The 20,404-nt window shown below is 67.7% G+C and carries 13 protein-coding genes and 1 tRNA gene; 1 reads left to right on the top strand and 13 read right to left on the bottom strand.

Translation table 11 applies throughout. The annotated features are described in order from the left end of the window. Positions 1 to 51: 51 nt before the first annotated feature. The 8 genes from LQV16_RS16760 to LQV16_RS16725 form a co-directional block, all read right to left on the bottom strand. Complete coding sequence (locus LQV16_RS16760) at positions 52 to 2,793, bottom strand: LuxR family transcriptional regulator (protein WP_229995029.1); 2,742 nt, start codon at positions 2,791 to 2,793, stop codon at positions 52 to 54. 309 nt (positions 2,794 to 3,102) lie between these two features. Beyond that, entirely contained in the window at positions 3,103 to 5,814 is a 2,712-nt protein-coding gene (locus LQV16_RS16755) for a LuxR family transcriptional regulator (protein WP_356815799.1), read from the bottom strand. Then, entirely contained in the window at positions 5,792 to 8,536 is a 2,745-nt protein-coding gene (locus LQV16_RS16750) for a LuxR C-terminal-related transcriptional regulator (protein WP_229995027.1), read from the bottom strand. Before LQV16_RS16750 ends, LQV16_RS16755 begins: the two co-directional genes overlap by 23 nt. A gap of 223 nt (positions 8,537 to 8,759) precedes the next feature. Continuing rightward, positions 8,760 to 9,347 carry an aminoacyl-tRNA hydrolase gene (pth, locus tag LQV16_RS16745; RefSeq protein WP_229995026.1) on the bottom strand — a complete coding sequence of 196 codons (588 nt, stop codon included), beginning with the start codon at positions 9,345 to 9,347 and terminating at the stop codon, positions 8,760 to 8,762. A 157-nt stretch (positions 9,348 to 9,504) separates the two neighbouring features. Next, the gene (locus LQV16_RS16740) at positions 9,505 to 10,104 is read right to left on the bottom strand and encodes a 50S ribosomal protein L25/general stress protein Ctc (protein WP_229995025.1); all 600 of its coding nucleotides are present in this window, start codon (positions 10,102 to 10,104) and stop codon (positions 9,505 to 9,507) included. A 261-nt stretch (positions 10,105 to 10,365) separates the two neighbouring features. Further along, positions 10,366 to 11,346 carry a ribose-phosphate diphosphokinase gene (locus LQV16_RS16735; RefSeq protein ID WP_026537748.1) on the bottom strand — a complete coding sequence of 327 codons (981 nt, stop codon included), beginning with the start codon at positions 11,344 to 11,346 and terminating at the stop codon, positions 10,366 to 10,368. A gap of 5 nt (positions 11,347 to 11,351) precedes the next feature. Then, entirely contained in the window at positions 11,352 to 12,857 is a 1,506-nt protein-coding gene (gene glmU / locus LQV16_RS16730) for a bifunctional UDP-N-acetylglucosamine diphosphorylase/glucosamine-1-phosphate N-acetyltransferase GlmU (RefSeq protein WP_229995024.1), read from the bottom strand. A 42-nt stretch (positions 12,858 to 12,899) separates the two neighbouring features. Next, a tRNA-Gln gene (locus LQV16_RS16725) sits at positions 12,900 to 12,971 on the bottom strand. Between the two features lie 330 nt (positions 12,972 to 13,301). Between LQV16_RS16725 and LQV16_RS16720 the strand changes: the two genes are divergently transcribed. Next, positions 13,302 to 13,901, top strand: coding sequence for a TetR/AcrR family transcriptional regulator (locus LQV16_RS16720; RefSeq protein ID WP_229995035.1), 600 nt, complete (start codon positions 13,302 to 13,304; stop codon positions 13,899 to 13,901). A gap of 483 nt (positions 13,902 to 14,384) precedes the next feature. On the opposite strand, the gene LQV16_RS16715 is transcribed toward LQV16_RS16720, so the two are convergent. From LQV16_RS16715 to LQV16_RS16695, 5 genes are all read right to left on the bottom strand, one after another. After that, on the bottom strand, positions 14,385 to 16,214 hold the full coding sequence (locus tag LQV16_RS16715) for an ABC-F family ATP-binding cassette domain-containing protein (RefSeq protein WP_229995023.1): 1,830 nt from the start codon (positions 16,212 to 16,214) through the stop codon (positions 14,385 to 14,387). A gap of 59 nt (positions 16,215 to 16,273) precedes the next feature. After that, complete coding sequence (locus LQV16_RS16710) at positions 16,274 to 17,236, bottom strand: 4-(cytidine 5'-diphospho)-2-C-methyl-D-erythritol kinase (RefSeq protein WP_229995022.1); 963 nt, start codon at positions 17,234 to 17,236, stop codon at positions 16,274 to 16,276. 81 nt (positions 17,237 to 17,317) lie between these two features. Continuing rightward, the gene (gene rsmA / locus LQV16_RS16705; RefSeq protein WP_229995021.1) at positions 17,318 to 18,217 is read right to left on the bottom strand and encodes a 16S rRNA (adenine(1518)-N(6)/adenine(1519)-N(6))-dimethyltransferase RsmA; all 900 of its coding nucleotides are present in this window, start codon (positions 18,215 to 18,217) and stop codon (positions 17,318 to 17,320) included. A gap of 154 nt (positions 18,218 to 18,371) precedes the next feature. Next, the gene (locus LQV16_RS16700) at positions 18,372 to 19,517 is read right to left on the bottom strand and encodes a transglycosylase family protein (RefSeq protein ID WP_229995020.1); all 1,146 of its coding nucleotides are present in this window, start codon (positions 19,515 to 19,517) and stop codon (positions 18,372 to 18,374) included. Positions 19,518 to 19,821: 304 nt separating this feature from the next. Further along, positions 19,822 to 20,404, bottom strand: a 583-nt coding sequence (locus LQV16_RS16695) for a TatD family hydrolase (protein ID WP_229995019.1), incomplete at its 5' end; no start/stop codon positions are given.

Here is a 20,404-nt window from a genome sequence, read left to right as displayed (position 1 = left end):
TGTTGCCTTTCCCGGAATGCCGACGGGGAAGCCGCCCGGATTCTGCCGGGGTCAGCCGAGCCGGGCGCTGTCTGCCGGAGTTGAGATGACATCTTTGAGTTCCGATCGGCTGGCGACATGCAGCTTCGAGTACACCTGATAGAGGTGTCCCTCCACGGTGCGGACCGACACGTGCATCTGTTCCGCGATCTTGCGGTTCGACGTGCCGGCAGCGGCCCGGACGGCCACTTCACATTCCCTCGCCGTCAGGGTCGAGGTTGTGAGCGAGTGAAGACCGTTCTTGGGACTGCCGAACTTGTCATCGAGCGACTGCTGCGCCCGCTGGGCGATCCGCAGTGCGATCCGGTTGCCGGCGTCGTTCGCGCAGCTGACGGCCTTCCGGGCCGCATCCCGGGCGAAGACGGCGTTGCCGGACGCGTCGGCGTCCTTGGACGCCGCCAGCAAGAGTTCGCTGTCGGCCTCCCGCATGCCCTCGGCCAGCCGCGAGCACAGGGCCGCGTACTGCCCGGTCACCCGGCCGCCGAGACTGCCGAGCTTGTGGCCCATCTGGCGGTCTCCCAACCTGGTGGCGGCGGACTGGAACAGGAGCGCCGGAGCCACGGCCGAGGATTCGGTGTCGTTCTCCGCCTCGGCTGCCAGGGCGCGGATGGATGCTGCCCGCTGGCCGAGCTCGGCCTGGGCTGAGAGTTCGAAATAACGTGTGAGCCGTTCTGCCAGCCACGCCGCGGGCGGCCGCGGCTGGTCAAGGTCGCCCAGCAGGAGGCCGGCCGTCTCCTCTTCGCCCTGGAGGGCGGCGGCATAGGCACAGACTGCCGTGGCCAGGCCGGTCAAAGCATCCGGGTCCTGCGCCCGGAGCTGCCACCTGCCGGCCTGGAGCCGGGACAGGGCCTCGTCCAAGTGCCCGGCGTGCAGGTCAATGACCCCGTGCCCAATCTCGAACATCCCGCCGAGCCGGGTCTGCGGTTCGATGCCGCCGTAGGTCTCGTCAAGATAAACGGATGCCTCCCGGAACTTTGCCGAGACCAGGAGCAGGAGCAGGAACCTGCCCCTGATCTCCCGAACCGCCCGGTCCGTGAGGTGCAGGTTCGCTGTGGCCGCCAGGACCTGCTTTCCCAGGGCCAGTGCCGACACGACGTTGCCAGTGACGGCCAGGGCCTCGCAGCGCACACTGGCGGTCACGAGGCGCAGTTCGCTGCCCAGGTCCGTTGTGTCCACGTGCTCGGTCGCGGCCAGGACATCGGCGTAGCGTCCCTGGAATGCGGCGAGCTCGGCCTCGGCCAGGCGCAGCTGCTCGCGGCCCGCTCGCACCGCGCGGCTGTGCTGCTCCGGTTCTGCCGCCAGCCGCTCCGCGAGCTCGCGCAGCCTGGCCATAGGATCGGCTCCCGGGGCCGGGCTGCGCTTTTCCAGCTCTGCGCGCAGGAGCTGCAGGGCCGTCCAGTCGGACACAGAAAGGTCCCGGCAGGCGGCCTCATCCAGCGCCTCCAGGACCCGACGCGCGGACTCCGCGTTATTCACCAAAATATGGGCATTCACCGATTCGATAGCCGTCAGGACAGAGGTTTCGCTTCCTTCCGCCTCCTGGATGAACCGCAGCGCGGCCGCGGGGTCGGACTCGCTGTTCGCGGTGTGGGCCGCGGCCAGCGCCACTTCCGGGCGCACCTGCTCTCCACAGTCCAGCGCCCAGGCGACGCCGGTCGCGCCGCCGGCGTCCAAGGCGTCCGAGTCCTGGAGCACGGCCGTGAGCCGGCGGCGGAGTTCGGCGCTGCGGCCGGGCGGGACTACGCTGGCGACGATTCCGGCCGTCACGGGGTTGGCGACGCTCACCATCGGCGGATGGTCATGGGTGACCCGGATCAGGGCCCGCTCCTGGAGCGCATCCATGTCCTGGGGGTTGGCGATCAGCATGAGCGTCTGCAGAGAAACCGACCCGGCAAGGGCCAGCAATTCAAAGACGTCGCGCTGGCCGGTGCCAAGCCGGTTCAGGCGTGCCTTCACGACGTCCCGGATCTCGCCGGTCAGGGCAATGGGGCCGTTGCCCAGGAACCATACGCCGTCCTGGCGGAGCACTGTGCCCAGCTTGATCTGTTCCCGGGCGAGGGAATGGAGGAACAGGGCGTTGCCTCCGCTCGCGCTCCAGAGCGCCCGGGCGGCGGTCAGGGAGAAACGGCCGCCGTATTCGTGATGCAGTGTTGCTGCCGTCTCTGCGAAGTCGAACGGTCCAAGGTCTACCCGCCGGAGCAGGTCATCCTTCCACAGGCCCATGATGTCGCCGCCGACGTGGGGCATGTCCACGCACGCCGCCAGCAGGGTGACGTGGGCCCCGGCGCTCAGCTGGGCCACCATCATGCTCGAGAGTTCGTCGAGGTCATGGGCGTTGTCCACGAAGAGGACGACTCGCCGCCCCTCGGATTTGTTGTGAAGCAGCTGGGTCAGTCCGCGCAGCACCATCAGGGGGTGCTCGAGGTGGGAGGCGTCGAGGTCGTTGAGCAGAACGCTCAGTGCCCCATAGGGAAGCTTGGAGGAAATCGAGCTGCCCCTGACCTGGACTACCAGGTACTCGTCTCCGAGCTGTTCAAGGGCGCGCTGGGCGATGAAAGACTTGCCGGCCCCGTGGTCGCCCACCAGGACAATGCCGCAGCCGGACCCCGACGTCAGGGTCTCAACGATGTCGGCAACGACCTGCTGGCGGGTGAAGGGTTTGTCTTTGTGCCGGCCATATCCGTTTCTTTGCGCCGGAAAGATAGCTTCTGTCTGGCCGCTGCCCGCAGGCAAGCCGGCGTCTTGCTGGAACATATGAGAGACCTTCGCAATCAAAGTGTGAGCGGTGATACCTCAACGGTAGGGACTGCGCGTATTTTAGGTATGCGTAAGTAGTACTCGATTACGCAGCGAGTATTCAGGCCGCTCTACGTAGCTGTACTCAGTTGGACCCGCACCCCTGCAGGGTCCAAACCAAGTAGTCGGAATCCCGCTTCACGTGTCCCTGACCGTAGCGTCCCGGAAACCGGAGAATCGGCCCAGCCCAGGCCCCCGCTGGCCGCCCAACACGGCCCTAAGCAGCCCCGGCCGGCTGCTGTACGCTGGCGTCCGGCTGCTTCTCCGCTAGCGTCCGCCGATACCTGGAAGCTGCTCCCGGCCCTTCACGTTGAGCTTGGCGTAGCTGCGGTAGAGGTGGCCTTCAACCGTGCGCACGGACACCTGGAGCTCGGCGGCAATCTGCCGGTCGGTGAGGCCGCGTACCGCCAGCGCCACAATGTCGCGCTCGCGGCGGGTCAGTATGCCGAGCGAGTCATCACTCTTGGCCGCCTCCTCACCGGGGAGGTCGTCGGCCCGGTCCAGGCATCGCTTCCGCTGGGAGTTCGCCATGCGCTCCCTCAGGGTGTCGCCCGCGGCCCGGTAGGCGTGCGCCGCTGCGTCGTAGGCCAGGGCGGCAAAGGTCCACAGTTCGGCAGCTTCACAGGTTTTCGCGGCCTCAAGGTGGTCTGCGGCGTTGTCCGTGCTGATGGCTGCGGCGTAGGCGCAGATCGCGGCAGGCCGTGGGCCCTCAAGCCCGGCCCGGAGTTCGAGCAGCCTCGGTGCCGAGTCCGTGTCACCCAGGGCCAGGCAAAAGGCCAGCGCGTCGAGTTCGAGGCCGGAGGTGTCCATGTCCGGGTCCGGGTGTCCGAGCCGCTTCAGTTCCGCGATGGCGCCGGGGTAATTCCCGAGCCGGGCTTTTCCGTAAACCACGGCCATCGCGGCCAGCGAGCGCATGAACCGCGGCAAAGCCGCGGGGGCGGCCTCGAAGTCGGCGAGGAGAAGCTCCGCCTTCGTCTGGGCACCGACTTCGGCGGCCGCGGCGAACGCCATGGCCGCTGTGAGGGCGAACAGCTGCTGGGGGTCGGTCAACCGCAGGGCTTCGAGCGCGGCACTGAGGGTATTCAGGGCCTGGGCAGCCTTGCCCTGGTAGAGCAGGATGATGCCGTGGGCCGCGTGCACTCCACCGCCAAAGGAAATCAGGCTGGGCCCGGATCCGGCCACAAAGCCGGTCAGGAGCGTTTCGGCCCCCTGCCAGTCCCCGGAGTGGATTGCGGCGGCGGCGGAACGGACCACCAGGAAGTCGGTGAGGAAGTACAGCTCATCGTGATCGGCTCCGGCGGCCTCGATTGCCCGGGACATCACGGCAAGGGCGCTCACTCCCTTGCCACCGGCCAGGAGCCGCTCCGCGTCGAGACAGAGCCGGAACGCCTTTTCCAGCGTGTTCGCCGCCGGCCGGCTGGCGGCATCCGCCTCCTCGGCAGGGGCCGCCGCGTACTCGCCCGCCAGCGCAAGGACCATGGCTTCCATGGTGTCCAGGCGCTCCTTTGTGGCATGCTGAATGGCTTCGGCGTCGTCCGGCCGGGCCGCGGCGAGTCGTTCGGCGGCACGTTGGAGCACCTGTGCCCGTTTCATGATCTCTGCCGGCGTGTGGCCCAGCGCCGACATCACCGCGGCCCACAGGAGCGATCCGGCCAGGAGGCCGGGGACGGTGTTGCCCTTGCCGAAATCGGCGTCGAGGATGTCCCGCGCCGCAACGTAGTCGGAGGAGTTGTAGCGGGTCCGCGCTATCACGGCACGGGCCGCCATCTGCAGTTCCGGATCCTTGACCAGTGCGGCAGCCTTCCGGGCGAGCTCATCCTCGTAGAGCCGGCTGGCCAGCACCGCGGCCCGCAGCAGCTGCCGGTCCTCGACCTCCGCACCGCATTCGATCGACCAGCTCACGTGGCGCAGCAGCCCTTCGGCCGACGTCGGCTCGCTGTCCATCTTGCGCAGCAGGCTCTGCCGCAGCTGCAGGCTCCTCGCCGGCGAGATCAGGTTCCGCAGGGTGTCGCCGTACACGGTATGCCACAGCCGCAGCTCTCCGGTTACGGGGTCCGTCACGCGGATCAGTTCGCTGTCGATCAAAGATCCCACGGCCTCTTCGCCGGCCACAGACTCGATCAGTTCCCTGGATACCGGTTCGGCCAGCGCCACCAGGTTCAAGGCCTGACGTTCTTCCGGCGAGCGCAGCAGCAGCTGACGGCGCACGACGTCGGTCAGCCGGTCGCCGTGGCTGTTGAGGTGCCGGGTGAACAACCAGACACCGTTGCGCCGCAGCAGCGTGCCGTCGTTCTTGGCGTCGTCGAGGAGCCCGTTGAGGAGCATCGGGTTGCCGCCGGAGGCCTCCCAGAGGATCTCGGCGACGTTCGGCAGCACCTGTGAGCCCAGTTCGCCCTCCAGCATCTCTGTGGTCTGCGCGAGGGTGAGGGGGCGGAGGTCGTGCCGTTCGGCGATGCCTTCAAACCAGAGCTGCAGGAGCGGTTCCGGCAGTCCGGGCCGGGCGGCCGCGCCCACGAGCAGTTTGGCCCAGCCCGCTGCGGCCAGCTCCGCCAGGATTCCGGCCGTCGCCTCGTCGAGGTCGTGGGCGTCGTCGACGACCAGCAGCAGGGGTTTCTGGGTGACGCGCTTCTGCTCTTCCAGGTGCGCCCACAGCGTCCGCAACACGGCCAGCTGCGATGTTGCTTCCTGGACCGGCAGTCCCACGATGAAGGGGCCGAGGACACCGTAAGGCACCTTGGTCAATGACGCGCTGCCGTGGATCGGCACAGGCGTCACCTCGGCGCCCAGCTCCGCCACCACGGCTTCGATGAGCCTGGATTTGCCCATCCCGCTGTCGCCGAGGACGAACACGGCCACATGGCTGCCGCCCTGGAGGGCCTCCACTGCCGACATCAAATCTTCCGACCTCCCGGTCAAGGCGCGGGTAGGCGCCGTTCCGGGGTTTCCCGCCGGCCCCCTAGATGAGTCCAAGCAGATCACTTCGCGAAGAAACGCCGAGTTTCGTGAACACCTGATACAGGTGGCCCTCCACAGTTCTGACGGAAATGCCCACTTCCAGGGCAATGTCCTTGTTGGAGACCCCGTTCCCGGCCAGGGTGGCGATTTGCCGCTCCCGTTCCGTCAGCAGCGGACCCTTGTTGCGCGGCATGACCGGCAGCGCCGGAACGGACTCCGAGAGGCTCTCGAGCATGCTGTACGCGGCGTTAGCGCTGGCCGTCAGTCCGGCACCCTTCGCGAAGTCGAACGCGAGCGCCGCGCACCTGGCCTGGACAGCGTCCAGTTCGAGGTTCGCAGCCTGCTCGGCGGCTTCGAGCATGATCGCTGCGTCCTTCTTCCGGCTGCCGACGGCGACCGTGCGGGACATCTCAGCAAGCGGCCCCTGCCGCAGCCCGGCGATTTCCTCCATGAAGAGGAAATCCTTGACGGTTCCGTTGACGGTGGCGCCGAACATGCAGATTCCGGCGAGGGTGTGGCGGCCCTTGCGGAAATGCGCCTCCGCGGACCGTACCAGCCTGTCCTTGGCCTCGGGGTCACCGAGCCACCGGGAGGCCATGTCCAGGCAGAACTCCGTGGAACTGCTGACAGTGAAGCGGGCCGGACCGTCAGCCGAGCGGGCCCGGTCCAGGTAGATCGTGGCCTGGACCGAGTTGCCGGTCTGGGCGTAGGCGAATGCGGTGGCAGCGTAGGCCTGGCGCAGGGACTGCAGGCTCGCCCGGACCTCCAGCTGGGCGATCGCGGCCAGCAGCGGATCCAGTGCCATGTAGCCGCGGCCGGCATAAACGTAGGCGAGCCCGACGGCGAGGTCGGTGGCGGCGCTGCCGGAATGCAGCCCGTGCCCTGCCCGGCCGCTCGCGTCCTTGAGCATGTCGATGGCCTGGCGCCACAGGCCGGAGAGGAGCAGCACATTGAAGGAGCGCCAGGCGAAGTTTTCGCGGATGCGCGGCACGTTGGACCACTCGCCCAGCTGTCCGCCGATCTCCCGCATGAGTTTGCGGGCATCGAGTTCGTGGCCGGTCAGGGACCAGGCCTCCATCAGGATGATGGCCGATCTGAGCCGGTGCACGGGATCGGCGCCGGGGACGTCTGTGGTGGCCGCGGTGGTGAGCCGCTCCATCATGGGCTCGAAATCCCCGATGAAGGAGAAGTAGTTGAACTCGCAGAGATCCAGGGCCAGCGCCGCCCGGGAAAGTGCCGCCGGGGCGGCGGGCGGCTCGTCCAGGCTCAAGTCCTGGAGCCGGACCCTGGCCTGCCGGAGCAGCTCGGGGACCTGGCCGGAGCGGTCCTCCAGCCAGGCCATGCAGTCAGCTTTCGCCGCAATGAATTCGGCGAAGTTCTCGGCCGCGAGGTCGTTGACCTGCCGTTCGGAGACATCGTCCAGCGCGGACATGGCCTGCAGCGGCAGCCCGAGCTGGAGGTAGGCCGCCGACTTCTGGAGTTGCCCCTCCACCCACTCAGGGTCCGCTGGGGACAGGCTGCCGGCGCATTTGAGGGCAAACTTCGGGTCGAAGAGCTTGACGGCGGCGCTGGCAGCCGCCACAGCGTGGGCGGGTGCCAGCTGGGCGTTGCAGTCGTGGGTCCACGCCGCGTAGGCCAGCAGGTCCTCGACAGTCAGCTCGTTCAGCTCATGTTCCTGGTGCCCGGGGACCTTGTCCCGGAGCTCCAGCCGGCGCTCCACGCTAAGCCAGTTACGGACAATGTCGCCGAGGTAGCGGTCGCCCAGCGTGACGAGGTGCCGGTCCGTGCGGTCGACGACGATCTGGCCGGCCTCTTCCATGTCGGCAATAACGCCGGGGCTGTACATCCTGGCGAGCCGGGACAGGGGCAGGGTCCGGGCGCATGAGAGGACGTCAATTACCTCCCGGGCCTCGGGCGTTTCCCTGGCATACCTGGCCCGGACAATGTCTTCCAGCGCCGTCCGGCCGTCCAGCACGACCTCATCAACCAGTGTCCATACCGATCCGGACAAGACCAGGTTTCCGCGTTCGATTTGTTCCGACACGACGGCTTGCAGGAGTGTGGGGCTGCCACCGACCAGCTGGTGCAGCTGGCTCGCCAGGGCCGTCGAGACCCGATGGCCCAAGGCTGACTGCAGGACCTCCAGCGTTTCGAGTTCGGTGAGGTTGGCGAGCCGGACCTCGGCCAGCTGGCCCGAGGTGATGAGCCAGTAGAAGTCTGGCGGAAGGTCTGTTGTGCGTTGGGCCGTTGCGATCAGCCGGGCGGTCCGGGTCTGCAGCAGGTTCAGCAGGACGCCGGTGCTGAGTTCGTCAAGGGCCCCGGCGTTGTCGAGGAGGATTACGCATTGGCGGCCGGCGGCGTCGTCGCGGATCAGCGAGGTAATGCCGTGCAGGATGGCGGTCGGCGAGCCCAGGGAGCTCTGCGGGAGCCGCGCAAGGGTGAAAGCCAGGCAACCGTACGGTGTTGCCGAACCCGGACCCGAGCTGCGGAGCTGGATGGTGTACACCTCGGGGCCGAATCCCGCGAGAGCAGTCCGGCCGACGAGCGTCTTGCCCACACCCCGGTCGCCCGTGATGACAACGCCCATCCGGTCCGGCGCCAGCAGTTCGTGGCGGACACGCTCGGCATCAGCGTTCCGCGCCAAACCGGACCACCCGTGCCTCGTGACCGGACCGGCAGCATGTTCTTCTTCGGCGGGTGCCAATGTAGTGGAAACATTCCCCCAGCCCAGCGATTCCCTCGACATGTAGTTTCCTTCGTACCGCTTTGCAGACAGCAACCCCGGACTGCCCACTTAGAAGTAGCGTATCCCTATCCCCCGACATGAGAGTAGACAGATCATAGCTGGAATGCCGAAAGCTTGGAAAGGAAACCCGTAATGCGGATGCAACTAAACCGCCCGGCGCCTGCCAGGGAGCCGCGACGGCTGCGTTGGGCGCGCTTTGGCTGCGTTTAGGTTCGGGCCGCGTCTAAGGGGCCTTGGCCGGGTGGAATTTTTGCTGGGCGGCGAGCAGACCGTCCCTGACCAGGACTTCGACGGCGTCGGCCGCTGAGTCGATGAGGAAGGGAAGTTCCTTCTTTTCCGGGGCGGAAAAATCGCGCAGGACGAAGTCCGCAGTCTCCATCCGGCCGGGCGGACGCCCGACGCCCACCCGCACGCGCAGGTAGTCCTTGGTGGCCAGGGCCTTGGAGATGTCCCTGAGTCCGTTGTGGCCGCCTTCGCCGCCGCCGATCTTGAGCCGCACGGTGTCGAAGGGGATGTCGATCTCGTCGTGGACGGCAATGACATGGTCGGGGTCGATGCCGTAGAACTGGGCCAGGGCCGAGACGGGGCCACCGGAGACGTTCATGTAGGACAGCGGCTTGGCCAGCACGATCCGGGGTCCGCCGATGCCCAGGCGCCCTTCGAGGACCTGGGCGCGCGACTTGTGCGACTTGAAGCCGCCGCCGACGCGGGAGGCGAGTTCGTCCAGGACCATCTGGCCGACGTTGTGCCGGTTGTGGCTGTACTCGGATCCGGGGTTGCCAAGGCCTACGATCAGCCAGGTGTCGGTCATGGATCAGTCCTTCGGTGGGACGCGGCAGGGTGGGACGGTCAGGCGGGACGTGTCCGGCGGGGCCGCCGGCTCCGGGCTGCGGCGTGGGATACGACGACGTCAGAGACGACGGCGGCCGGGCCCCAGAGGGACCCGGCCACCGGTAAAATCGCCGGAATTACTCGGCTGCTGCTTCGGCTGACGGGGCAGCCGCTTCGCCCTCTTCGCCCTCTTCGACGTTTTCGACAGACTCGGAGATGTTGACAACGAGTGCTTCGGGGTCGGCCAGCAGGGTGGAGCCCTTCGGCAGGACGAGGTCGGAAGCGTGGATGTGCTCGCCGGCGCTGCGGCCTTCGATGCTGACCTCGATGGCGGTCGGCAGGTGGGTTGCCTCGGCCTCGAGGGAGACGGTGGTCATTTCCAGGTTGTGGACGTTGCCCGGAGCCAGTTCGCCACTGAGGTGGACGGGCACGTCAACGGTGACCTTCTCGCCGGTGCGGACGGTCAGCAGGTCGAGGTGCTCGATGATCTGCTTGATCGGGTTGCGCTGGATGTCCTTGACGAGGGCCAGGTGCTGCTCGCCGTTGATGTCCAGGGTCAGCAGGGCGTTGGCGGTGCGGACAGCCAGGGTGGTGGCTTTCGCCGGCAGGGTGATGTGGATCGGCTCTGCGCCGTGGCCGTAAATGACAGCCGGGATCAGGTTGGCCATGCGGGCGCGGCGGGCGAAGCCCTTGCCGAATTCGGTGCGGACTTCTGCTGCGAGCTTCTGCTCAGACATGGATATCTCCTCGTGGGATTTCAAGCTGTGGGACTAAACGGTGTTCAGCAAGGGCGGAGGTCTGTTTGCGACCTTCAACGCCGGGCTGCTGTGCAGCTGCCCTTCAGAAGGAGATTCAGACCCAGTCGATAACGGAGACCAGCGGCCGGTTGCCCGTATATACGGAATATACGGATACCGGCGCTCTCCCTCGCCAAGGTTTCGGTACAAGGCTACCAGCGCAGGGCCCGGTTTCTAAATCCGGGCCCTGCGCCGGCCGGCTCAGGCCTGGCCGTCGAACAGGCTGGTGACGGAGCCGTCGTCGAACACTTCGCGGATGGCGCGGGCGATCAGCGGTGCGATGGACAGCACGGTCAGCTGCGGGAAGCGCTTGTCCGGGGTGATCGGCAGGGTGTTGGTGACCACTACCTCGCGGGCGCCGGATTCGGACAGCCGGCGGGCTGCCGGATCGGAGAACACCGCGTGGGTCGCGGCGATGATGACATCCTTGGCGCCAGCGTTCTTGAGCACCTGGACGGCGCCGGAGATGGTTCCGCCGGTATCGATCATGTCATCGATCAGGACGCAGGTGCGGCCTTCGATCTGGCCGACGACCGTCTTGGAGACGGCCTGGTTGGGCACGGTGAGGTCCCGGCTCTTGTGCACGAAGGCCAGCGGCGCGCCGCCGAGGCGCTCGGCCCACTGCTCGGCGACGCGGACGCGACCGGTGTCCGGCGAGACGACCGTGACCTTGTCCGAGCCGACGCGGGTGCGGATGTAGTCGGCCAGGAGCGGGATGGCCATGAGGTGGTCCACGGGGCCGTCGAAGAAGCCCTGGATCTGCGAGGTGTGCAGGTCCACGCTCATGATGCGGTCGGCGCCGGCGGTCTTGTACAGATCGGCGACGAGGCGTGCCGAGATCGGCTCGCGGCCGCGGCCCTTCTTGTCCTGGCGGGCGTAGGGGTAGAACGGGGACACGACGGTGATGCGCTTGGCGGAGGCCCGCTTGAGCGAATCGATCATGATCAGCTGTTCCATGAGCCAGTTGTTCAACGGGGCCGGGTGGGCCTGGATCACGAAGGCGTCGGTGCCTCGGACACTCTCGCCGGCCCGCACGTAGATCTCGCCGTTGGCGAAGTCGTAGGCGTCCAGGGGCAGCAGTTCGGTGCCCAGCTCCTTCGCGATCTCCTTCGCCAGCTCAGGGTGCGCGCGCCCCGCGGCCAGCACCAGCTTCTTCTCGCCGTGTGCCGTAATTTCGCTCATGATTGCTAGCCCTCTTCTGTCGGTGCCGGAGTAGTGGAGGATGTTGGGGCGACGCCCACGGCGCCGGCGGACACGGCGCCGGCGGACTCTGCCAGGGCGGCGGAGACGGAACCGGGGCGGTTGGCCGGGACCCAGCCTTCGGAGTTCCGCTGCCTGGCCAGGGAGACGACAAGGGCCCCGGCCGGGACGTCCTGGCGGATGATCGCGCCGGCACCGCTGTAGGCGCCGTCGCCCACGCGGACGGGGGCGACGAACACGGTATTGGAACCGGTGCGCACACCCGAGCCGATCACCGTGCGGTGCTTCTTTTCGCCGTCGTAGTTGGCGGTGATGTTGCCGCAGCCGATGTTGGTGTCCTCGCCGATTTCCGCGTCCCCGGCATAGCCGAGGTGGGACAGCTTGGAGCCGCGGCCGATCGTGACGTTCTTGGTTTCGTAGAACGCGCCGATCTTGCCGGTCTCGCCCAGGACGGTGCCGGGGCGCAGGTAGGTGAAGGGGCCCACGCTGGCGCGCGGACCGATCGTGGAGCCGAAGCCGTGCGTGCGGATCACCTTCGCGCCCGCCCCCACGGTGACGTCGGTCAGCGTGGTGTCCGGGCCGACGACGGCGTCGCGCGCCACCGTGGTGGCACCGTGCAGCTGCGTGTTGGGCAGGAGGCGGACGTCCTCGTCGAGCGTCACCGTGGCGTCGATCCACGTGGTGGCGGGATCCACGACCGTCACACCGGCGCGCATCCAGGCTTCGATGATGCGGCGGTTGTGTTCGGCTCCGAGCGCCGAGAGCTGGACGCGGTCGTTGGCGCCCTCTACCTGCCAGCGGTCTTCGGTGACGACGGCGGCGACGCGGCCGCCCGCGGCGCGGGCCAGGGCCAGGACATCGGTGAGGTACTTCTCGCCCTGGGCGTTGTCCGTGGTGACGTGGACCAGCGCGTCGCGGAGCACGGCGGCGTCGAAGGCGTAGATGCCGGAGTTGACCTCACGGATTTCGCGTTCGGTGCTGGTGGCGTCCTTGTGCTCGCGGATTCCCGTGACGGTTCCGTCGTCGGCACGGAGGATGCGACCGTAGCCGGTGGCGTCCTCGAGCACGGCGGTCAGGACGGTGACGGCGTTGCCCTCGACCTCGTGGGCGGCGACGAGTTCGGCGAGCAGTTCGCCGGTGAGCAGGGGGACGTCGCCGTACGTGACAACGACTGTGCCGCTCAACGGGCCTTCGGCGTCGAGCGCTTCCAGTGCGACTTCGACCGCACGGCCGGTGCCGGGCACATCATCCTGGTCCACGATCAGGGCTTGCGGATCGAGGGCGGAGACGTGCGCGGCCACGCGGTCGCGTTCATGCCGAACCACGAGGGCCAGTTCGCGGGGGTGGATACTGCGGGCGGCCTGGAGCGCGTGGCCGACCAGGGAGCGGCCGCCGATCTCATGGAGAATTTTTGGGGTACGGGATTTCATCCGGGTACCGGCCCCTGCAGCTAGGACAATCACGGCGGCTGGGCCAGTGTTCTCGGGGCTCACGTATTGGCTCTCCTTGCTTGGTTGCGCAGTGTGTCTCGCCAGTTCCGCCCATAGGACTCGAACCTATACTCCACGGCTCCAAAGGCCGGGGTGCTGCCATTACACCAGAGCGGACCGTGCCGGGCTTGACCTGTGGCACGAGAACCAATTCTGCCACGAAGGTTGACGCTCGTGCGACTCAGCGCCGCGAGAAGGGCGGCGGGCCGGTGCGGTGGCGGGGGCCGGTGACGGCCCGGTGCGGCCCGACGCAGCCGCGTGCGGCGGCACCGTAGGGCGGCTGGCCGGTGCGGGCGGCCCGTGCGGTGGCGGGTGCGGTGGCGGGGCCGGCCCCGCCGGTCGGTAGGGCATGATGGTGCAGTGATCAAGAGTGCAGGGGCATCCGGCGGGGCGGACGGCGGCAACGGCAGGCCCGCGCGTGCCCCCGGCCACGTTGCCCGGCCCCGTATGACGGGCCCGCAGCGGCGCACGCAGTTGATCGGTATCGGCCGGGGGCTTTTCGCTGTCCGCGGCCTGGACGGCACCACCATCGAGGAAATCGCCGCCTCCGCGGGCGTCTCCAAACCGGTGATCTACGAGCACTTCGGCTCCAAGGAAGGCCTGTATACGCAGGTTGTGGAAAAGGAGTTCCACATCCTGCTGGCCTCCATCAACGATGCCCTGGCCGAGGACGCCAAGCCGCGCGTCCTCGTGGAACGGGCCGCCCTTGCCCTGCTGACCTACATCGAGGACCGGACCGACGGCTTCCGCATCCTCATGCGCGACGCACCGCCGCCCCAGCCGGAACGGGCGTTCTCCACGCTGCTCTCGCAGGTGGCGGCCAGGGTGGAGCACATCCTCGAGGATGAGCTCGCCCGCCGCGGCTTCAGCCCCGCGGACGGGGCCATGTACGCCCAGATGCTCGTGGGGATGGTCGCGATGACGGGCCAGTGGTGGCAGGACAGCCGCACCCCGGACAAACGCGAAGTCGCCGCGCACCTCGTGAACCTGGCCTGGAATGGCCTGACCGGGCTGCAGAAGGATCCGGGTCTCCGCAGCCAGGACTGAATCCCAGGGGCTGGTGGGGCTCGTTTGCTGCCACGGGACATGCTCAGCGCTGGTCACGAGGAATGGACATAACACCAACATGCCCATCCCTGAGGCGGCCCGAGGGACATGACCTGCGGGATTCACGCGCTCCGCGGGACATGCTCAGCGCTGGTCACGAGGAATGGACATAACACCAACATGCCCATCCTTGGGGCGAGCCGAGGGACATGACCTGCAGGAATCACGCGCTCCGCGGGACATGCTCAGTGCTGGTCACGAGGAATGGACATAACACCAACATGCTCATCCTTGGCCCGCGCCAAGGGACATGTCCTGCGTGTTTTCAAGGCTGCAAAGGACATGTCCAGTGTTGGCCTGCTCACTGGGACATGTCCCGTGGGAGTCACACGCTCCGAGGGGCATGTCCAGCCGTGCCCGAACACACCGAGCATGTCCAACCGTGGCCGAGCACACTGGGCATGTCCCGCGGCAACCGGGCGACTACTCCCCCAGCACTTCCAGGGCCTCGAGCCATTCGAGTTCGAGGGCTTCGCGTTCCCCGGCGAGTTCCTGGAGTTTCGCGTTGAGCGCGGCGAGCTGGTCGAACTTGCTGGCGTCCCCGGCCCCGGCCGTCATCTGGGCGTGGATCTTGTCTTCCTGCTGCTTGAGTTTGCCCAGCTGGCGGTCGATCCGGTTCTTGGCCTTGCGGGCGTCGCGCTTTTCACCCTCCGAAGGGCCGCCGGCGGCCGGCGCGGCACCCCCGCCGGAGGAGGTGACGGGGTTCCCGCCGCCGGTGATCGTGGAGCCGGCGAGGGCTCCTTCGCGCAATTCGAGGTACTGGTCAACGCCGCGCGGGAGGGCGCGGATCTTGCCGTCGCCCAGGAGCGCCATCTGGTGGTCCGTGACGCGCTCCAGCAAGTACCGGTCGTGGCTGACCACAACAAGCGTGCCCGGCCAGCCGTCGAGCACGTCTTCGACGGCGGCGAGGGTATCGGTGTCGAGGTCGTTGGTCGGCTCGTCAAGCATCAGCACGTTCGGCTCCCCCACGAGCAGGCGCAGGAGCTGGAGCCGGCGGCGTTCGCCACCGGAGAGGTCCCTGACCGGGGTCCACTGCTTCTCGTTGGTGAAGCCAAGCTGCTCCACGAGCTGGCCGGCGGTGAATTCCTTGCCGCCGACGTTGAAGGAGCGCTTTTCACGCTCGATCACTTCGATCACGCGCAGGTCCGAGACGTCGTCGAGTTCCTTGACCTCCTGGGTGAGGACCGCGGTGACCACCGTCTTGCCGCGCTTGACCTTCCCGGAGCTGGGCTGGATCTCGCCGTTGAGGAGCTTCAGCAGGGTGGTCTTGCCGGCGCCGTTGACGCCCACGAGGCCCAGCCGCTCGCCCGGGGCAAGCCGCAGGGTGATGTTGTCGAAGAGCTTCTGCCCGGCGTCGCCGCCGAGGAAGTCCAGCGAGACGTTCTCAAGGTCCAGGACGTCCTTGCCGAGCCGGGCCGTGGCCATCTTGCTCAGCGCCGTCGAGTCGCGCGGCTCGGGGACGTCGGCGATCAGGGCGTTGGCTGCCTCGATCCGGAATTTGGGCTTGGCGGTGCGGGCCGGTGCACCGCGGCGGAGCCAGGCGAGCTCCTTCTTCACGAGCTGCTGGCGCTTGCTTTCGACCACGGAAGCGGAGCGGTCACGTTCGGCGCGGGCCAGCACGTAGGCTGCGTAGCCGCCGTCGAACGGGTCCATGATGCCGTCGTGGATTTCCCAGGTCTTGGTGCAGACCTCATCGAGGAACCAGCGGTCGTGGGTGACCACTAGGAAGGCGCCCTGGTTGGCGCGCCAGCGGGTCTTCAGGTGCCGGGACAGCCACGCGACGCCTTCGACGTCGAGGTGGTTGGTGGGCTCGTCGAGCATGATGACGTCGTGGTCCTCTATCAGCAGCTTGGCCAGCGCCACGCGCCGCTTCTGCCCGCCGGAGAGCGCATGGACGTTGGCGTGCCAGTCGACGTCGGACACCAGGCCGCCCATGACTTCGCGGATCTGGGGATTGCGGGCCCATTCATAGTCGGCCTGGTCCCCAACGATCGCGGCGCCGACGGTGAGGTCGCCGTCGAGCACGTCGCTCTGGTCCAGGTAGCCGATGTTGACCTCGCTGCGCTTGGTCACCCGGCCGGAGTCCGGAGTGGAGCGCATGGCCAGCAGCCGCATAAGGGTCGACTTGCCGTCGCCGTTGCGGCCCACCATGCCGATCCGGTCTCCTTCTTCAAGGCCGAGGGTAATGCCATTGAGGACGGTACGGGTTGCATACGAAACCGTGAGGTTCTCGCCGCCGAGCAGGTGTGCCACAGGGAACTGCTTTCTTAGGTGTATCGGTGAAGTAATGCGGTGGGGAGCTCGAAAAGCTCCTAAAGGAGCGTATCGGAGATGATGCGGGCCCCGTGCACCGGGCCGTGCACGGCCAGGGCGTCGAAACTGTGGTGGCGGAGCTCTTCGGCGAGCCCGGCCGCAGCGGCGGGGCTGTGCGCGAGGAACGCGACCGTGGGTCCGGAGCCGGAGACGATTCCCGCGATCGCACCGCAGGCCTCCCCGCGCCCCAGGGTCTCGCGCAGGCCCGGGGCGAGCTCGATCGAGGCACGCTGCAGGTCGTTGACCAGGACACGGCTCAGGGCGTCGGCGTCGCCGGTGCGCAGTGCCGTGATGACGCCGGGATCCACGGCTTCCGGTTCGTCCACCGCCGCGCCCTCGGCCGCGCGCAGCCGGTCCAGGGTCCGGAAAACCTCCGGGGTGGACAGGCCGAAGTCGGCGGTGACCAGGACCCAGTCCGTCTGGGCCTTGACGAGGGCCGGCGAGAGGTCGTCGCCCACGCCCAGCCCGACGGCGGTGCCGCCGAGCAGCGCGAAGGGGACGTCTGCGCCGAGTTCGGCGGCCAGGTGGGCCAGCTCGTCACGGGACAGGCCGCTGTTCCACAAGGCGTCGCAGGCCAGCAAGGTGGCGGCGGCGTCGGCGGACCCGCCGCCCATCCCGCCGGCCACGGGCACCCGCTTGGTGATCTCCAGATGGACACCGGTGGAGTGCTCCGAGACGTCGGCCATGATGGCTGCCGCCTTGTAAGCCAGGTTGCGGTGATCGAGCGGGATGTCCACGCCGTCAAGGTCCAGGGTGCTCGCGGAACTGATGCTGACGGTGATCTCGCCGGTATCGGTGCTGGTGGCCGCGACTTCTTCGTAGAGTGAGACGGCCAGGTAGACGCTGGCAACTGAGTGGTAGCCGTCCGGGCGCAACGGCCCTACGTCCAGTGAGACGTTGACCTTGCCTGGAGCCTTGACTCGAACAGTCCTCGCGGCAAAGCGCCCTCTCACTGCGTTCATGGCTCCACGCTATGGCATCGCGGCCCGCGCTCCAAGCACGGAACAGCTCCCAGGGGAACTCCTCAGGAGCTCAGAACGACTTCAGGCGACCGGCTGCGCGTGGGCTTCGGCGATTCTGGCGAACGCCGCAATGTCGATCACTTCACCGCGGGCGGTGGGGTCGACGCCGGCGGCCCGCAGGCAGCGTTCGGCCTCGGCGGCGCTGCCGGCCCAGCCTGCCAGGGCGGCCCGGAGCGTCTTGCGGCGCTGCGCGAAGGCGGCGTCAATCACGGCGAAGACCTGTTCCCTGGTGGCAGTCGTGACGGGGGGCTCCCGGCGCGTGAAGGCGACGAGTCCGGAATGGATTTTGGGTGCAGGCCAGAAGACGTTCATGCCGATCACGCCGGCCTTGCGCATGCTGCTGTACCAGGCGGCCTTGACCGAAGGCACGCCGTAGGTCTTGGAACCGGGCCCGGCCGCGAGGCGGTCGGCGACTTCATCCTGGACCATGACCAAGCCGTGCTGCAGGCTCGGGAAGCGCTGCAGGAGGTGCAGCACCACGGGAACGGCAACGTTGTAGGGAAGATTCGCCACGAGCGCGGTCGGCTCGACGGGCAGCTCGGTGACCCTCATGGCATCGGCCAGGACCAGGTGGAAATTCCCGACGGCGTCCGGCCGCCACTGGCCCACCGTGGCCGGCAGGCGCCCGGCGAGGACCGGATCGATCTCGACGGCGACCACGCTCCGGGCGGCGTCCAGCAGGCCAAGGGTGAGCGAGCCGAGGCCGGGACCGACTTCCAGCACGGTCTCGTCGGCCCGGATGTCAGCGGTGTTTACGATCCGCCGGATGGTGTTGCCGTCAATGACGAAGTTCTGGCCGAGGGTCTTCGTGGGCCGCACGCCGATTTCTTCTGCCAGCCGGCGGATATCGGAGGCCCCCATCAGCGGCGCGGGCGCCGCTCCGGGCAGGCTTTCGGGTGCGGAGGGGCTCGGTTCAGTCACCTAGGTATCCTATCCCGGCGCGGGTACGCCGCAGGCCGGGTCCGGAGCGAATCCGGACCCGGCCTGTGCGGTCCCCTGGCTGTGGTCGGCAGCCGCGGAGTCGGGCGGGCAGCGGCCGGCGGCCAGCGCCGGGCTGGCCTACGGCTCTGGCGTGCTAGCTGGAGGCGGCCCAGCCGCAACCCCAGGGCTGCAGGCCGCGCTGCGCGTAGACGCGGTTGGCGATGTCGATCTGCTGGGCCTTGGTGGCGGCAGCGGCGTTCGGGGCGTAGGCGCCGCCGCCGGAGCCGAGCCAGGTCCTAACGTCGAACTGCAGGCCTCCGTAGTAGCCGTTGCCGGAGTTGATGGACCAGTTGCCGCCGGATTCGCACTGCGCGATCTTGTCCCACATGCCCTGGTTCATCATGGCGGGGGCGGACGCGCCGGTGTTGGCGGCCGGCGTGGGCTTTTCCTTCGTGCCGACGGTCACCTTTTCGGTGACGGGCTGGGCGCTGACGGTCTCGGACACCAGGGTCCGGGAAGCTTCGCGGCCGTCCACGAGGACCAGCTTGAAGCTCTTGCTGGTGGTGCCGGCGACGCCGGCCTGGGTGACCGTCTTCTCACCCTTGAACATGTCCGCGCTCTCGGTGGTGAGTGTTTCGAAGGCAACGGGCTCGGTGGTGTTGGCCGTCTTGCTGACGTCGACGCGGGAGACCTTGATCACCATGTTATTGACCACGGGGGCGTTCCCGGGCTGGGAGACGCGGTCGCTGGCTCCGAGCGAAAGCCCGGCGTCCTCAAGCACCTTGGCCACGGTGGCCGCCGTCGTGGTGGTCGCGGCAGCCTTGCCGTCCGCGACGACGCTCACGGTCTTCGGCGTCGAGATGGAAACGAACGAGCCGGACACGGCGAGCTGGGCGTCCTTGGGCACGGAGACCTGCGAGGCGCTGGCCACGCCGAGTTCGGTCACGAGCCCTTCGACGGTGGGCGAGGTCGTGGAGATGGTCCGCTCGGCGCCGTCCAGGCTGACCTTGACGGCTTTTGCGAGGTTGACGTTGATGACGGACCCGTCCTGCACGTGGGCGTCCACCGAAGGCGAGACCCTGTCGGATGGCTGCAGTTCAACCTTGGCACCCTTGACGACCTCTCCGACGGTTCCGCCGAAGGACTGGACGGAGCTGACTTTGCCATCCACGTTGAGTGTGATCGTCTTATTGTTGCCGACGAAGGCCACGAGGCCCAGCACCAGCGCCACCAGCACCACGAGCTGCGTGCCAACCTTGACGAAGCTGAACTTTCCGTCCGATGTGAAGAACTTGACCACAATTGCCCGAATCTCTTGGACCTTCCGGGCACGGGGATAAGTGCACGTGGCCACCCTCCGTGAGCGCGCCAACGGCGGCTCCGGACAGCGTCCGGAGCGTCACGGAAAATGCGTGCACTGCCTCACCCAAAACGAGAGCGCGCATGTGGTTCGTTGGCCACAATGCACGCCCTGCTGGAGTGAAATTATCCGTAGGCCTTCCCCGACCCCGGCTAATAGTTGACCACTGTAATCGAAGCGTTATAAAGGAGCCAAGAATTTGTGCATACCCGGTATCTATCCCGCGCGGCTGAGAGGGGGCAGTTCAGTCCCAGGATCCGTACGCCCGCACGGTATTGGCGGCGATTTGCGAGCACAGCTCGGATAGCTCAGACCCAGTCACATTGGCCATGGCCCGAACCGTATACGGAACCATGTAGCTCGCGTTCGGGCGGCCGCGATGCGGGTGCGGGGTAAGGAAGGGCGCGTCGGTCTCGACCAGGACCCGGCTCGGCTCCGCGATGGCCAGCGCTGCCCGCAGGTCCGCCGCGTTCTTGAACGTCACGGTTCCGGCGAAGGACATGTACCAGCCCTCAGCGTTGCAGGTCCGGGCGAGGGCCTCGTCGCCGGAAAAGCAGTGGAAGACCACGCGCTCCGGGGCCCCCTCGTCGCGCAACACCTGGACGACGTCGTCGTGGGCGTCGCGGTCATGGATTTGCAGCGTCAGTCCGAGCCGTTTGGCGATGTCGATATGGCGGCGGAACGAATAGCGCTGGTGGGCCAGGCCCTCCCCCTCGGTCCGGAAAAAGTCCAGGCCGGTCTCACCGATCGCCCGGATCCTCGGATGGGCGGCCAGGGCCTCGATCTCGGCCAGGGCGTCCTCGAGTCCGCCGCGCCGGGCATAGCCG

Origin of the sequence: Arthrobacter sp. Bi26, assembly GCF_918697925.1 — a bacterium.
Lineage (GTDB): Bacteria > Actinomycetota > Actinomycetes > Actinomycetales > Micrococcaceae > Arthrobacter.
Note: the sequence above shows the minus strand (reverse complement) of the source record. Positions and strands in the feature narration are given on the sequence as shown.